This is a genomic window from Carnobacterium divergens (genome assembly GCF_900258435.1).
Lineage (GTDB): Bacteria > Bacillota > Bacilli > Lactobacillales > Carnobacteriaceae > Carnobacterium > Carnobacterium divergens_A.
In genome coordinates this window covers 1,003,886-1,017,651 of sequence record NZ_LT992558.1, presented here as the reverse complement: position 1 = coordinate 1,017,651, position 13,766 = coordinate 1,003,886, and the positions used below count along the sequence as shown (strand labels likewise).

Genomic DNA, 13,766 nt, shown 5'->3' with positions numbered 1-13,766 from the left:
ATTATCTTGCTTCTTTTTCATGGAAGTAGGCTTGTAAGACTTCATTTCGACGTTTCAAATAGTGAGGATTGTCATTAATTGGATGGACACGGTTAGATAAAAAGACGAAGCCTTCTTCCGCTGCTAAATCTAATAAAATAAAGGTTCCTGTAAATCCGGAATGAAATAAGTAGCGGGTTTTATCCGTACCATCAATGGAACTAAACAAATCCCAGCCTAACGAACGATGCAAGGTGCCAGAAGGCGTCCAATCCTGAATTAAAGCTGTTACGGTTTCTTTTTTTAAAATTTCAACCCCATCTATCGTTCCACGATTTAACAGCATTTGACTAAAGCGACTCACGTCTTGTAAATTTGAAAAAAGGCCGGCGCTACCACAATGTTCACCTAGCACTAAGGCTTTCGGATCATGGACTACTCCTCGGATTAAGCCTCGTGTCTGATGATTTTCAGTTGGGGCACACAGCATTGGATCACGAGGGCTAAAGGTGGTATTTTTTAAATCTAACGGTTGGATAATTCTCTGATTGAAAATAGCGACTAAATCATCTTTTAAAATAGCTTCAATAATAAACCCGAGTAAAATCATTCCAGAATCCGTATAGACTGCCTCTTTTTCAAAGCCTTCCCCAATTGGTAAATGCAACAATGCTTCTCTTAATTCCCCTTGATTTAATTGATCTCGATTTGGAATAAAGCCTTGTAAAGCTGATGTATGAGTCAATAGGTGTTGAATCGTAACTTTTGGTTCACTAAAGGTCGGCAGATAGACCTTAACAGGATCCGTTAATTTTAATTGTCCTGTTTCCCACAATTGTAAAATCACGGTCGTTGTCATCATGACTTTCGTTAAAGAGGCTACATCATAAAGCAAGTCGCTTTTAATTGGTTCACTCTTTGGAAAAACAGCAGCCAATCCTTCTGAATAACTTTTATTGCCTTTTTTTGTGATAAATTGATAGTTTGCACCTGGAATGGTTTTATCTTCCATTAAAGAATGAATCATTGCTCGTGTTTTAGGATACATGTTGTGTCCTTCTTTCTCTGTTAAAAATTTTACGTTACGCTAAAACCTGTTGGTTTGTACCTTATTAGTCCTACTAATCTTACTTGTTGTTGTCACTTATTAATTCTAAAATAATTATACTATAAGGATGAGGAATAAAGTATTGATAATTAAAGAAACGTGTTTCATTGACTAGTGAATGAAGTATACCGTCAGCAGTTAATTCTTATCGAGCTTAGAATCGGTAAAACCTATTGTAACCATGATAAAAAAGCATTTCTTGTTGCATTCATCCTTCAAATGCAACAAGAAATACTTTTATTAAAATACTAGATTCGTTCTTCACCGTCAAAAAAATAGTTTAAACACCATTCCTTGACCCTTTTCCAGCGGGACAAATTCATAACCTAATTGATTTTTTTTCAAAAGTTGACTGACAATAAATAACCCTAGTCCTGTCCCACCATCTTTTCTATTTCTAGCAAAATCAGGTCGGTAAAAGGCTTCAAAAATTTGGTCTAATTCTTGTTCTTTTAAAGGTTCGCATTCGTTTTTAATTTGGAATTCCCCCTTAGTTACCGTAAGACTAATCCGTCCGCCTGCTTTTGTATACTTCATTGCATTACTGATTAAATTAGAAATGACTCTTTGGACTTCTGCTGGATTTGCTTTGACTTTGACTGGCTCTAATGCAATCTCCAAGTGATAATCTTGCTTAATAACAAACGATTCAAATTTAGGGAGCTCCGCTTCAATTAATTCATTTAATTGGAAAGTTGTCTTTTTTTGTTCTTCTATTTTATCTAATTTTGAAATATAAAGAATATCATTAATTAAGTCTGCTTGCTCCTTTAATAGCATTTGGCACACTTCTAAATAGTTATCTCGATCTTGGTACGGTCCTACTTTATGCACCATTCCTTCAACAATCCCTGAAAGTGCAGTCAATGGGGTTTTTAGTTCGTGAGAAGCCATCTGCATAAACTCGGTTTTTGAATTTTCAAGTTTTGAAATAATTAGTAAATCCTGATTTAATTGTTCATTTGTAGTTACCAAGCTCGCATGCAAATAGTGAATATCTTTAGACAATTCACTGATTTCATCAACGCCCTTGATATCATTCGCTAGAATTTCATTAGAAAACGTCATTTGTCTAGTAGTTTCAGAAATTTTAGTAATTCTTTTTGTTGAGAAATAGGAATATAAATAGGCACCAAAGGCCCCAATTACAAAACAAATCAGCAAGACTAACGGATAGATGTCAAGAAGAACTTCTTGAGCCTCATTAATGGGTTGTAACGGATAAATGACCGTTAACACATACTTTCTTTGCTGATTGTCTTTAAACGCTTCATTATAGGTCAAATACTGTAAATCATTATTTACTTTTGCCGTTTGACTATACGTGGCAATTTCTTCTAAATCTGAAAATAAAATCGCTGCTCCTTCAACCTGCTGCACTTCATTAGTTTGCTGTAGATTGGCTGCATCAGATAATTGTAGCGTATTTGGGTAAATGATCTTCCCATTAGGATCCTTCAAAATAAAGGTCAATCCGCTATAAAAGGATTCTTGTGACAAAATTTGAAAGGAATCTAATGAAGTTGGCTGTTCTTCTATTTTTGTAACGACAAGTTTTATTGCGACTTTAAGTTCTCTTTCCTTCTTCATTTGATAATAATTAGGCATCAAAAGATACAGAATACTAAAAGCAATCGTCACAATAAGGATGATGATTCCTGAAGTATAAAGAAAATTTTTTGTTCTGATTTTCAAAATCTACCATCCTCCTGCTTTCCATTTTCTTTTAGTATAACGGTTTTATCAAATGACGCAACCGTATTTAGATTTATTCGTATCGTAATGCCTCAATTGGATCTAGACGAGAGGCCTTCATGGCTGGCAATAATCCAAAAATCAATCCAATAGCAATTGAAAATAAGACACTTCCTAGAATGGCAATTAGCGAGATATAATAAGGATAGCCCAATAAGCTTGTTGCTAGTTTTCCTCCAGCTAAACCAAGGGTAATTCCTAAAATACCACCCAATAAAGTCAATACAATAGACTCCATCAGAAATTGGGTTAAGATTGTTTCTCGCCTTGCTCCTAGTGCTTTTTTGATTCCTATTTCACGCGTTCGCTCAGTTACGGAAACGAGCATAATATTCATCACGCCAATTCCCCCTACAATTAAAGAAATACTCGCAAGGCCACCTAATAATTGGAATTGAGAACGTGCATACTCTTCCATACTTTTTTCCATTTCCTTTGAATTTTGAATACCAAATAAATAATCGGATTTAGGAATCATTTTATTTAACGTATCGGCCACACGATTAGCAACTGGCTGTAAATCATCTGATTTTTCTGTTTGAACTGTTACTTTAGGCTCTGGATTAAGAGTGCCCATGAACTTAGACCAGTTGTTAATGCTCACAAACGCTCGATCTGTTTTTTTATCAAATGAAAACATTCCCGTTTGTTGATCTTCTTTGGGTTTTACGACACCTACAAGTCGGTAGGGTAGCCCTTTAATTTCAATCAACTTACCAATGCCATCTTCTTTTGGAAATAACTGTTTATAAAGTGACTGATCTACTACTGCTACTTGTTCTGAAAGAGCATAATCGCTTTGATTTAACAGTCTGCCTTCTAGCAAAGAATACCCTTCGTAATTAAAATAGTTCTCTGTAATGCCTAAAATTTTACTCGTAACAGAGTTATTTTTAAGGCTCACATCGGTTTCAGCTTCATAGCTTACCGTTGCGTCCTTAACACCAGCAACCGTTTGAACTTGTTTAATTTGCTGCGAAGTAAGCGGCTTTAGATAGTCCGGCTTCTTTCCATTATCGTTACCATATTGTCCACTTAGCGTCTCCTTTGTTGCGTATTGTAACGAAATACTATTGTTTTCTCCACCTAACATACTTTTTTTAGTGTTTTCTGTATTTCCTTCAACAATACTAAAAATAGCAACAATGGAACCAATTCCAATAATCACACCAATCATCGTTAAAATCGATCGTAATTTATGGGCCCAAATCGACTCTAATGAAAGCAAAATATTTTCACTCATCTAATGCCTCCTTTCGTTCATCTGAAATAATTTCACCATCACGAATCACAATTTTTCGATTTGTATAATCGGCAATTTCAGCTTCATGAGTAATAATAATAATCGTTTTACCTAGGTGATTAAATTCATCAAAAAGCGCCATAATTTCCGTACTTGTTTTTGTATCCAACGCTCCTGTTGGTTCATCCGCTAAAATAAAATCAGAATTCGTTACTAATGCTCTTGCAATCGCAACACGTTGTTTTTGTCCCCCTGAAAGAGCAGGTGGTCGAAAGCTTAACCGTTGAGATAATCCAACCTTATCAAGGGCACTAACGGCTCTTCTTGAACGCTCATATTTTGTTATTTTTGAATAAATCAAGGGCAGTTCTACATTTTTTTGAACGGACAAACGTGGCATTAAATTGAAATTTTGAAAGACAAATCCTATGGATTGATTTCGTAAGTCAGATAGTTGGCGCTCGTTTAAGTTTAAAATATCTGTATCATAGATGTGGTAGTCTCCAGAAGTTGGTTTATCTAAACAACCAATGATGTTCATTAAGGTCGATTTCCCAGAGCCAGAAGGTCCCATAATTGAAATGTAATCCCCTTTTTCTATTTCTAAATTGATGTTTTTTAAAATCGCTATTTCTTCTTCTCCTTGCCAATAAGATTTATAAATGTTTTTCAAGCTAATCATGAATTGGCACCTTCATTCCTTCTTTAATAAGTTTTGTTGGAAAAACAATTGTATCTTCTTTTGTTAATCCCGCGTTAACTTCAATCGTCTTGGCTTCTTCATTTGATTTTCCTAGGGTTACTTCTTGTTTAAGAACTTGACCTTTGATCACTTTCCAAACAAATTTTTTGTCCTTTTCATTCATAATATAATCTGTAGGAAGACTGACTTTCGCATTTTCTTCTTTTTCAGGTTGAATATAGACATGGTTGCCAATATTAGGCATCTCTTCTCCATTTTCCATCACGACTTCAAAGGGATATTTAGAAATCGTACTTTCCTCTTTTTCGTCTGTTGCCGTTGCATCAACTCTAGCAATTTTTCCACGCCATGTTTTACTTTGATCTTTTCGATCAATTAATTTGACAGGTTGGTCAACTGCAATTTCTCCTTTTTGAAATTCATCTACTTTCCCAAGAACTCTTAAAACGGAAGTATCCATAATTTCCATAAAACTTTCTGGCTGTGAACCCGCACTGACAGTGCTGTTAATCTGAGTATCGTCTATTTTTTGAATAATGCCATCTACGTCTGATACTACTTCTGAACGTCCATATTTTTCATTTGTTAGTTGCTGTGTGCGTTCTGCTTTTTGTAAGTCTAATTTAGCATCACTTAATTCGCTTTTAGCTGTTTCAATCTCATTTTTCCCTAACTCAACTGTTTCTTCTAAACTTTTTTTCTCTTGATTTAAAGATTCTTTTTCTTCTGTAGTCGCATTGTTGACTTTATTCGTTAATGCTGTTAGTTCATCCGTTTTTTTAGTCAATTGTGTTCGTTTTGTTGCAATTGATTCGTTTAATTGATTGAGTTTATTTTGGAGTTTTGTTCGATCAGTCTCGGCTTCTTCCATCGCAATTTGACCATCAGGGTTGGTATAAGAAAAAAGTTTTTGACCTTTTGTTACTTTGTCTCCTACTTTTACAAATACTTCATTAATTTTTCCTTTTGCAGAATCTGCATTTAGTTTACTTGTTGCATTAGGCGCTACTTTACCAGTCAAATAAGATTCGCCTTTTGACGTGCTACTAGACATCAAATCACTGACTTTGTTTACTTGAGGCGCATCTTGAACTAAATTGCTTGCTTGTTGTTTCTGATTAGATACTACATAAATCGATGTACCTGCAACGATCATTCCTGCTACGGTTAGTGCGATTATTAATTTTTTCTTTTTCTTCTTTATCATTGTTTTCCCTCATTTCTTTACTAGTCAAATCATACCAAAGCCTCGTGAAGCCATTATGTAACTTATCTGTATTTAATCTGTATTTTTCAAAAAAAAAGCAATCTTCCATTAAATGAAAGATTGTTTTTCTCCTCATTGACCTAATTTGTAGCCAAGACCTTTACAGGTAATTATGTTTTGTTGCCCAATTTTTTTTCGTAAGTTTTTGATATGTGTGTCTAATGAACGATCATTTACATCATAATCGTACTCCCAGACGCTTTCAATCAATTTTTTTCGTGTGACAATATTGCCACGGTTTTCAATTAAATAATGTAAAATTTCGGCTTCCTTGACGGTCAAATAGGCTTCTTTCCCTTCATGTAATACCTTTAAGTTATCCAACTCAATCGTATAGTCTCCAATGAATGTTTTTGTTTGCTTGATTGGATTGCTTCTTCTTAAAACCGCCTCAACTCGCTTCACTAATAGTAACGGTGAGAATGGTTTTTCAACAAAATCATCTGCAAGTTTACTAAAGCTTACTAGTTGGGTTTGCTCATCTACCATTGCTGTTAAAACAATGATTGGTACTTGAGAAAAGGAGCGAACTTTCGTTAACAATTCAATTCCATCCATTCCAGGAAGCATGATATCCACAATAATTAAATCGATGGCTGTATTCATTGAAATAAACTCATAGGCTTTTTCACCATTATCAAAAGATTCCACTGTGTATCCTTTTTCTCTTAAAAAAATTGAAATCACTTCATTTGTATTTAGATCATCTTCTACGACTAAAATTGTTTTATTCACAATAACTTTTCCTACTTTCGTTGCAATCTTTAATAGTACAATAGCATACAACTTCCCTCTTGGAAAAGGGCTTCATAAAAACTTCAGATAAGATACAGATGAATTCCATACATTTTTTGACAATTCTCTTCTATACTTGACTTAATTCAAGAAAGGAGCAATTTTATGAAATCAAAAAAATTAAAAATGATCATTACTTGTTTAACAATGGCTTTTATCTCTTTAGGGTTAATGACTGGCTGTGGGAAAAAAGAGAACGATAAAAAGGAACTAACACCAACGGCTACTTCAGAAATTAATGGTAAAAAGGTACAATTAGCGCCTATGAAATAATTATATTCTAGAATACCAATAACTGATGAAAGGAATTCTTTTTATGAAATCAAAAAAATTAAAACTAATCGTTGTTGCACTCGCGTCTTTATTTATTTCAACAAGCTTTTTAGCAGGTTGTGGCAAGAAAGAGGCAGATGAACAGGCTAAAACGACTGTAAAAGAAATAGATGGAAAAAAAGTCAACGTGACTGAACAAGGCAATGGTACTGCCAAAATAGAAATGCCAGATAACTAATTGGATTAAATAGGATTGCGATTGTCTGTAAAAACAAATGAACCGATTGAACGTTGTTTAGCGTCAATCGGTTCATTTGTTTTTTATGACTAAAAAAAGTACCTCAAGTCATTAAAAATCAACTTTGAGGTACTTGCTATTAGTTATTTTTCAACTTTCACTAAAAGATGAATTCCATTTGGATCCGTCACAGCAAGTGTCGTATCATTTTCTCTCCACTCAAAAGGATACTCTGCGTCATTTAATCGCAACGCGATTGCTTGGGTATCTTCTGCTGATGGTACCTCGATGGTAAAATAATTTAATCCTCGCATATCTTCTGGCAATGGTGGTAAATGACGACCTGACCAGATGTTGGTTCCTATATGGTGATGATAGTCCCCCGCGGCAATAAATTTAGCAGAATTTTGCAAAGTTGATTTTAAGCTCATGCCAATTAAGCCAACATAGAATTCTTCTGTTTTCGCTAAATCTGCTACAGTCAAATGAACATGACCAACCGTCGTTCCAGATGGCATCCCCCTAAAACTTCCTGTTGCTTCTCCTAAAACACCTTCTGCATCCATTTCAATCGTGATGCCCTCAATCCGACCATCTGATTCAATCGTCCAAACTTCTTTTGGTTTATCGCGATAAATTTCAATCCCATTTCCTTCAGGATCTGTTAAATAAATTGCTTCGCTATACCCATGATCACTTGCACCGGCTAATGGATACTTAGCCTTTAATAGATGGTATAAGCTATCCCCTAGATTTTTTCGTTCTGGAAGTAAAAAGGCAATGTGGTATAAGCCAGTTGTTGAGTGATTTTTCTTTTGTGGGGCTACTTTTTGCAGACTTAATAAAATTTTGTTATCCTCTTGATTGCCAAGCTGTATTTCTGTCTCTGTTTGTTTTTTTACATCTAATCCAATTATTTCTTGGTAGAATTCGCTCATTAATGGCAAGTTTTCAACTTTTAAGGCCACCATTCCAATATGGGCTGCTGGGTGAATGTTTGTCATAGTTTATCATCCTTTCCAATCTCACTTTACTAGTTAAATCTATTTAACCATACTTTTTTAATTACTTCAAGTAATAAACTTCTTTTTTGTAAGTTTCGTGTTCAATTCATATCTTTTGCATATTTTAACCATTAAAGGTAGGATGAGATTAGAAGTAACTAGAGAAATTTGAGGAGGAATTTAAGATGTCAAATACAACTAAAGAACAAGTCAACCATTATCTAGTCGAAGCAAAAAAAGAAGTCGATCGGTTAACAACACACCGCACAGAAAATTTGGCAGACGCCATTAACTACATCGAAAATGAACTGAAAATCGAAACCTTAAAAGGTGAAATCACAGCCTATGAAAAAGTATTAAATCTTCTATAGTAAAAAAGCATTGCGAAAATTTCGCAATGCTTTTTATTTAAAAATAATCGGCTAAAACTGGAGTTCCAGTCTTCAATAGATCGGCTAATTGTTCAAGTTCAGTTGTATTTCCAGAAATACGCTCATAAAACGCTAAATGATGAATGGGTTGGTAGTTCATAAAAATTTGCGTCCACGTTTGAATATCTGCAGATAAAACACACTCTAATTCAGTCTTTGATGGATTTTCAAGGAAGGATACCTTTGTTTTATTTTCGCTCACTTGAAGTTTCCAAACCCCCTCGTTCCAAGATGCTGATTCATCCTTCACTTTTAGATAACAAGTACCTGTTTGCCCTTTTTTAAAATCATAGTTTTTCAAGAACGATTCGATCTCCACAATTCGTGCCATCATAAAAGGAACAATTTCTTGTTTAATACGTGGGTTGCTTAATAAATATGCTTCATTATTATCTGTTCCAGTAAAATAAACAAATTCATTAAAGCTCGCACTATGAGAAGATATAAATTGCCATAAACGATCATAAGCCGTTTTTGTTAAATAAATCAATTCATGAATTGTAAAGGTCATACCCGTACCTTCATAGATGACGTAACCCGTTGCTGTTCCTTCTTCATTATAATAAATGCCAATTTTACGTTGGCTATGTTTTAACATCAAGTAGTCCCACCACCAGTCGCTTCGTTTTAAAGGGCCGACTGCGGTTTTATTTTTTTCTTCATAAAGAGCTTTTAAGGTTTCTAGAGCATCTCCCCATTGAAGGCGCTTTAACGTGCCCTCTGTTCCTTTAGTAAAGGGGAGTTCACTCACTTCAAAAGTTAATTTCAAACGATCGAAAACTTGCTCAAAACCATATTTACGGTAAAACCCATAGGAAAAAGGAGCTAAATAAGATAAACTCATCCCCGCTTCTTTCATTTTTTCAAGCGATAGCTTCATTAATTTTGCAACATCCCCACCGCCTCGATACTCAGGATAGCTAGCTACATAACCAATTCCACCCATTTGATAAACACTGCCATGTAGATGGACATTAAAAGGTGTTACCATTACCTGACTCGTTAAAACATCTCCTTGAAAAGCACCTAAAGAAATTGACTCTTCACACAATCGTTCAAAAACAGCTCTTCGTTTTTCAGTCACTTCCTGATTAAATGCATACGCTGCCAATTCCATCATTTGGTCACGATCTTTTGCTGTTACAACTTGATAATCTGACATGCTCCCACTCCCTCTACTTACATTTACTAGTTCATTTTACCATAATAAAAAAAAGTTGCATCCTTTTTTAATCACTAGCAAAGGAACAAAAAAAGCTTGTTAAGCTAAGAGAATTCTTAGTTTAACAAGCTTCTATTTCTTTATTATACAGCGGCTTTTTCTGAAAATTGGCTATTATATAAATCAGCATAAAAACCATCTTTCGCCATTAATTCATCATGAGTCCCTGTTTCAATAACAGAGCCATGGTTCATTACAATAATATTATCCGCATCTCGAATCGTTGATAAGCGGTGAGCAACAACAAAACTTGTTCTGCCTTTTAATAATTTACGCATGGCTTTTTGAATCAAGACTTCTGTACGAGTATCCACACTTGACGTTGCTTCATCAAGAATCAAGACTTCTGGATCTGCAAGGAAGGCTCTCGCAATTGTAATTAATTGACGTTGCCCTTGTGAAATATTGCTAGCGTCTTCGTTTAAAATAGTCTCATATCCATGTGGTAATTTACGCACAAAGTCATCGACATGAGCTGCTTTGGCAGCTTCAATAATATGATCATCTGCTTCGTTTCGTTCATTCCCATATTTAATGTTGTCATAGATACTTCCATTAAATAACCACGTATCTTGCAGTACCATTGCGAAATGACTACGCAATTCTTCACGAGTCATATCTCTTGTGTCGGTACCATCTAACTTAATGCTTCCACCTTTAACGTCATAGAAACGCTCTAGCAGATTGATTAGAGTTGATTTACCAGCACCCGTTGGGCCTACAATTGCCACCATTTGGCCTTCTTTAACATCTAAGTTAAAATCAGTCATCAGCAAGTTTTCTTTGCCTTCACCATAGCCAAATTGAACATGGTCAAAACTGATTTTATAAGGTGAATTTGGAATTGGTGTAATGCCAGATGGCGTATTGTCCATATCCATTTCATCTAGAACTTCAAAAACCCGTTCCGCTGACGCGACTGTTGATTGAATTGTATTCATTAAGTTTGCGATTTGAGTAATCGGTTGTGAAAATTGGTTGGTATATTGTAAGAATGCTTGCACATCCCCTAATGTCATATTCCCATTAGCAACTTTTACTCCTCCAAGAACCGCTACAAAAACATAGCCTAAGTTTTTAACAAAGTTCATCAGTGGGAAAATCAAGCCAGAAATGAATTGTGCTTTCCATGAAGCAGCAAATAATTTTTCATTTTGCTCTTCAAATGTTTCAATCGCTTCACCCTCTTGGTTAAAGCCTTTAACAACTACATGTCCGCTATAGGTTTCTTCCACTTGGTTGTTTAAAAGACCTAAACTTTTTTGTTGGCTAGCAAAGAATTTTTGTGATTTAGGTGCTACGATTCCAACAACAATCAAGCTTAGTGGTACAGTTGCCAAAGCAACTAAAGTTAATTGCCAGCTGATTGTGAACATCATATACATAACCCCAAAGAACAACACAATACTTGTAACTAATTGTGTTAAACTTTGTTGCAAGGTGTTCGAAATATTATCCATATCATTAACTGCACGTGACATCACGTCTCCGTTTGAATGGGTATCGTAATATTCCATTGGCACAGTATTCATTTTAGTTTTTAAATCACGTCTTAATTCAAATACTGTTCTTTGAGAAACACGCGTCATAATAAATTGTTGTAAGAAACTAAAGACAGCCGAAGCAATATAAAGTCCGCCAACAATTAAAAGAATGGTCGCAATTTTATCAAAGTCAATTGGAAATTTATCAACAGCGATACCAGCTTGTTTCATTTTGAAACCTTCCATCACACCTTTAAAGATTTCCGTTGTTGCTTCCCCTAAAATTTTAGGCGTTCTAATTTGAAAAATAGTTGAGGTAATGGCTAAAACGAAAACAGCAATAATCGCAATTGAACGTTTTGACATATAACCTAATAAACGTTTCACAGTTGGCCAAAAGTTTTTAGCCTTTTCAGCTGGCATACGCGCACCAGGTCCGCCGCCCATTGGTCCTTTTCCAGCAGCTGGTTTTGAATGATTCGCTTTTTCGCTCATTAGATTTCCTCCTCTCTAAGTTGAGAACTAATAATTTCTTGGTATGTTGCATTGGTTTCTTTCAATTCCTCATGCGTTCCCATTCCAACGAGTTCTCCTTCGTCTAAGACTAAAATTAAATCAGCATCCACTACCGTACTGATGCGTTGCGCTACGATAACAACAACGGCTTCTTTTGTTTCTGGTTTCAACGCTTTTCTAAGTGCTGCATCGGTTTTAAAGTCAAGTGCTGAGAATGAATCATCAAAGACAAAAATATCGGCTTTCTTAATTAACGCTCTTGCAATACACAAACGTTGTTTTTGCCCACCAGAGAAATTGCCTCCGCCTTGTTCAACATAGGAATCCAGTCCATCAGGTAATTCTTCAACAAATTCTTTAGATTGTGCAATTTCAAGTGCATGCCAAATCTCTTCATCGGTGGCATCTTTTTTTCCATATTGAATGTTTTCACGAATGGTTCCTGTAAAAAGCATCGCTTTTTGTGGAACAAATCCTACAGCATCTCTTAATTCATGTTGGCTCATTTGACGAATATCGACTCCATTAATCTCAATGGAACCTGATTCAACATCATAAAAACGAGGAATCAAATTGGATAAAGAGGATTTACCAGACCCCGTACCACCAATAATGGCAACCGTTTGTCCGTTACGTCCGTGGAAATCAATGTCTTTTAAAGCTAATCGTTCTGCGCCTTCATAGCGGAAATCAACATGATTAAAGTCTAACGTACCACGGTTTTCAGTTGGCATTTTTGTGATTACTTTTGGATCCTTGATTTTACTTTCCATATTTAATACTTCATTGATCCGAACAGCAGATGCTTGTCCTCTTGGAATAAAGACGAAAACCATCGACAACATCATAAAGCTCATTAAAATTTGCATTGCGTAAGTCATAAAGGCAATCAAGTTCCCAACTTCTAATGTACCGTCAGCAATATAGTGTCCACCATACCAAATAATGGCAATGTTTGTTGCACTCATGACAAATGTCATAACAGGTAACATAAAGCTCATAATAGTATTTACTTTAATAGACGTATCGGTGAAATCCTTATTCGCTTCATCAAAACGAACAGCTTCAGATTTACTGCGATTAAATGCACGAATAACACGAATCCCAGTTAACCCTTCACGGAAAACAAGATTTAATTTATCGGTTTTCTTTTGCATTGATTTAAAGAGTGGAACTGCAAAATACATAATTACACCCATAAAAACAGCTAAAATAGGCAAAACATATAGGAAAATTTTTGTTAATTCGCCATCTTTGCTATAGGCTAAGAAACTTGCGCCAATCAACATAATTGGTGCCATAATCATCATTCTTAAAAACATCATGACAACGTTTTGAACTTGAACAACGTCATTGGTTGTCCGCGTAATTAGAGAAGAAGTGCCCATTTCATCAAATTCATCATTGGTAAAATTCGTTACTTTTTTATAAACCTCACTACGTAAGGTTTTTCCTAATTTTTGTGATTGACGAGCTGCCAGAAACACATTTCCAGTTGCTGCTGCAATACTGATTAAAGAAAAGCCTAACATTTTAAGTCCGACAGACCAAATGTAATCAACGTCTCCTTTGGCAACCCCATTGTTAATAATATCTGAAGTTAAGGTTGGCAAATATAGATCACTAACCACCTGGACGATCATAAACAGAATCGCTCCTGCTACAGCCCAGAAAGACATTCTTTTTGCTAATTTTAACATAAACTAATCATCCCTTTCTTTCTGTTGGTCGTTACATTGAACGATTTT

At 35.3% G+C, this 13,766-nt stretch carries 13 protein-coding genes; 3 read left to right on the top strand and 10 right to left on the bottom strand.

The window, feature by feature from the left end:
• Window position 1: 1 nt before the first annotated feature.
• From CDIMF43_RS05225 to CDIMF43_RS05200, 6 genes are all read right to left on the bottom strand, one after another.
• The gene (locus tag CDIMF43_RS05225) at window positions 2-1,027 is read right to left on the bottom strand and encodes a serine hydrolase domain-containing protein (protein ID WP_109841387.1); all 1,026 of its coding nucleotides are present in this window, start codon (window positions 1,025-1,027) and stop codon (window positions 2-4) included.
• Window positions 1,028-1,354: 327 nt separating this feature from the next.
• Window positions 1,355-2,782 (bottom strand): sensor histidine kinase, encoded by a 1,428-nt coding sequence (locus tag CDIMF43_RS05220; RefSeq protein ID WP_109841386.1) that lies wholly within the window; start codon window positions 2,780-2,782, stop codon window positions 1,355-1,357.
• Window positions 2,783-2,855: 73 nt separating this feature from the next.
• Entirely contained in the window at window positions 2,856-4,085 is a 1,230-nt protein-coding gene (locus CDIMF43_RS05215) for an ABC transporter permease (RefSeq protein WP_109841385.1), read from the bottom strand.
• Window positions 4,078-4,767 carry an ABC transporter ATP-binding protein gene (locus CDIMF43_RS05210; protein ID WP_109841384.1) on the bottom strand — a complete coding sequence of 230 codons (690 nt, stop codon included), beginning with the start codon at window positions 4,765-4,767 and terminating at the stop codon, window positions 4,078-4,080. Before CDIMF43_RS05210 ends, CDIMF43_RS05215 begins: the two co-directional genes overlap by 8 nt.
• A complete protein-coding gene (locus tag CDIMF43_RS05205; protein WP_109841383.1) occupies window positions 4,760-5,995 on the bottom strand; it encodes an efflux RND transporter periplasmic adaptor subunit in 1,236 nt (411 codons plus the stop codon). The genes CDIMF43_RS05210 and CDIMF43_RS05205 overlap by 8 nt, the downstream gene beginning before the upstream one ends.
• 132 nt (window positions 5,996-6,127) lie before the next feature.
• Entirely contained in the window at window positions 6,128-6,790 is a 663-nt protein-coding gene (locus tag CDIMF43_RS05200; protein WP_109842336.1) for a response regulator transcription factor, read from the bottom strand.
• Between the two features lie 165 nt (window positions 6,791-6,955).
• Here CDIMF43_RS05200 and CDIMF43_RS13595 point away from each other — a divergent pair, with 165 nt between their 5' ends.
• Window positions 6,956-7,123 (top strand): hypothetical protein, encoded by a 168-nt coding sequence (locus tag CDIMF43_RS13595; protein WP_156099054.1) that lies wholly within the window; start codon window positions 6,956-6,958, stop codon window positions 7,121-7,123.
• Window positions 7,124-7,166: 43 nt separating this feature from the next.
• Entirely contained in the window at window positions 7,167-7,361 is a 195-nt protein-coding gene (locus CDIMF43_RS05195; protein WP_074401921.1) for a hypothetical protein, read from the top strand.
• Window positions 7,362-7,504: 143 nt separating this feature from the next.
• Here CDIMF43_RS05195 and CDIMF43_RS05190 read toward each other — a convergent pair whose 3' ends face one another.
• Window positions 7,505-8,365 (bottom strand): VOC family protein, encoded by an 861-nt coding sequence (locus tag CDIMF43_RS05190; protein WP_074401920.1) that lies wholly within the window; start codon window positions 8,363-8,365, stop codon window positions 7,505-7,507.
• A gap of 185 nt (window positions 8,366-8,550) precedes the next feature.
• Here CDIMF43_RS05190 and CDIMF43_RS05185 point away from each other — a divergent pair, with 185 nt between their 5' ends.
• The gene (locus tag CDIMF43_RS05185; RefSeq protein ID WP_034571185.1) at window positions 8,551-8,736 is read left to right on the top strand and encodes a hypothetical protein; all 186 of its coding nucleotides are present in this window, start codon (window positions 8,551-8,553) and stop codon (window positions 8,734-8,736) included.
• Between the two features lie 37 nt (window positions 8,737-8,773).
• Here CDIMF43_RS05185 and CDIMF43_RS05180 read toward each other — a convergent pair whose 3' ends face one another.
• From CDIMF43_RS05180 to CDIMF43_RS05170, 3 genes are all read right to left on the bottom strand, one after another.
• A complete protein-coding gene (locus CDIMF43_RS05180; protein WP_109841382.1) occupies window positions 8,774-9,958 on the bottom strand; it encodes a GNAT family N-acetyltransferase in 1,185 nt (394 codons plus the stop codon).
• A 143-nt stretch (window positions 9,959-10,101) separates the two neighbouring features.
• Window positions 10,102-11,997: an ABC transporter ATP-binding protein gene (locus CDIMF43_RS05175; RefSeq protein WP_109841381.1), complete on the bottom strand. Its 1,896-nt coding sequence runs from the start codon at window positions 11,995-11,997 to the stop codon at window positions 10,102-10,104.
• Window positions 11,997-13,718 carry an ABC transporter ATP-binding protein gene (locus CDIMF43_RS05170; protein WP_074401917.1) on the bottom strand — a complete coding sequence of 574 codons (1,722 nt, stop codon included), beginning with the start codon at window positions 13,716-13,718 and terminating at the stop codon, window positions 11,997-11,999. Before CDIMF43_RS05170 ends, CDIMF43_RS05175 begins: the two co-directional genes overlap by 1 nt.
• Window positions 13,719-13,766: the final 48 nt, after the last annotated feature.

Bases quoted from the DNA above. Each gene is read 5' to 3' on its own strand.
- CDIMF43_RS05195 (WP_074401921.1), top strand. From the start codon at position 7,167: ATGAAATCAAAAAAATTAAAACTAATCGTTGTTGCACTCGCGTCTTTA.
- CDIMF43_RS05210 (WP_109841384.1), bottom strand. From the start codon at position 4,767: ATGATTAGCTTGAAAAACATTTATAAATCTTATTGGCAAGGAGAAGAA.
- CDIMF43_RS05215 (WP_109841385.1), bottom strand. From the start codon at position 4,085: ATGAGTGAAAATATTTTGCTTTCATTAGAGTCGATTTGGGCCCATAAA.
- CDIMF43_RS05175 (WP_109841381.1), bottom strand. From the start codon at position 11,997: ATGAGCGAAAAAGCGAATCATTCAAAACCAGCTGCTGGAAAAGGACCA.
- CDIMF43_RS05170 (WP_074401917.1), bottom strand. From the start codon at position 13,718: ATGTTAAAATTAGCAAAAAGAATGTCTTTCTGGGCTGTAGCAGGAGCG.
- CDIMF43_RS05190 (WP_074401920.1), bottom strand. From the start codon at position 8,365: ATGACAAACATTCACCCAGCAGCCCATATTGGAATGGTGGCCTTAAAA.
- CDIMF43_RS05185 (WP_034571185.1), top strand. From the start codon at position 8,551: ATGTCAAATACAACTAAAGAACAAGTCAACCATTATCTAGTCGAAGCA.
- CDIMF43_RS05205 (WP_109841383.1), bottom strand. From the start codon at position 5,995: ATGATAAAGAAGAAAAAGAAAAAATTAATAATCGCACTAACCGTAGCA.
- CDIMF43_RS05180 (WP_109841382.1), bottom strand. From the start codon at position 9,958: ATGTCAGATTATCAAGTTGTAACAGCAAAAGATCGTGACCAAATGATG.
- CDIMF43_RS13595 (WP_156099054.1), top strand. From the start codon at position 6,956: ATGAAATCAAAAAAATTAAAAATGATCATTACTTGTTTAACAATGGCT.
- CDIMF43_RS05225 (WP_109841387.1), bottom strand. From the start codon at position 1,027: ATGTATCCTAAAACACGAGCAATGATTCATTCTTTAATGGAAGATAAA.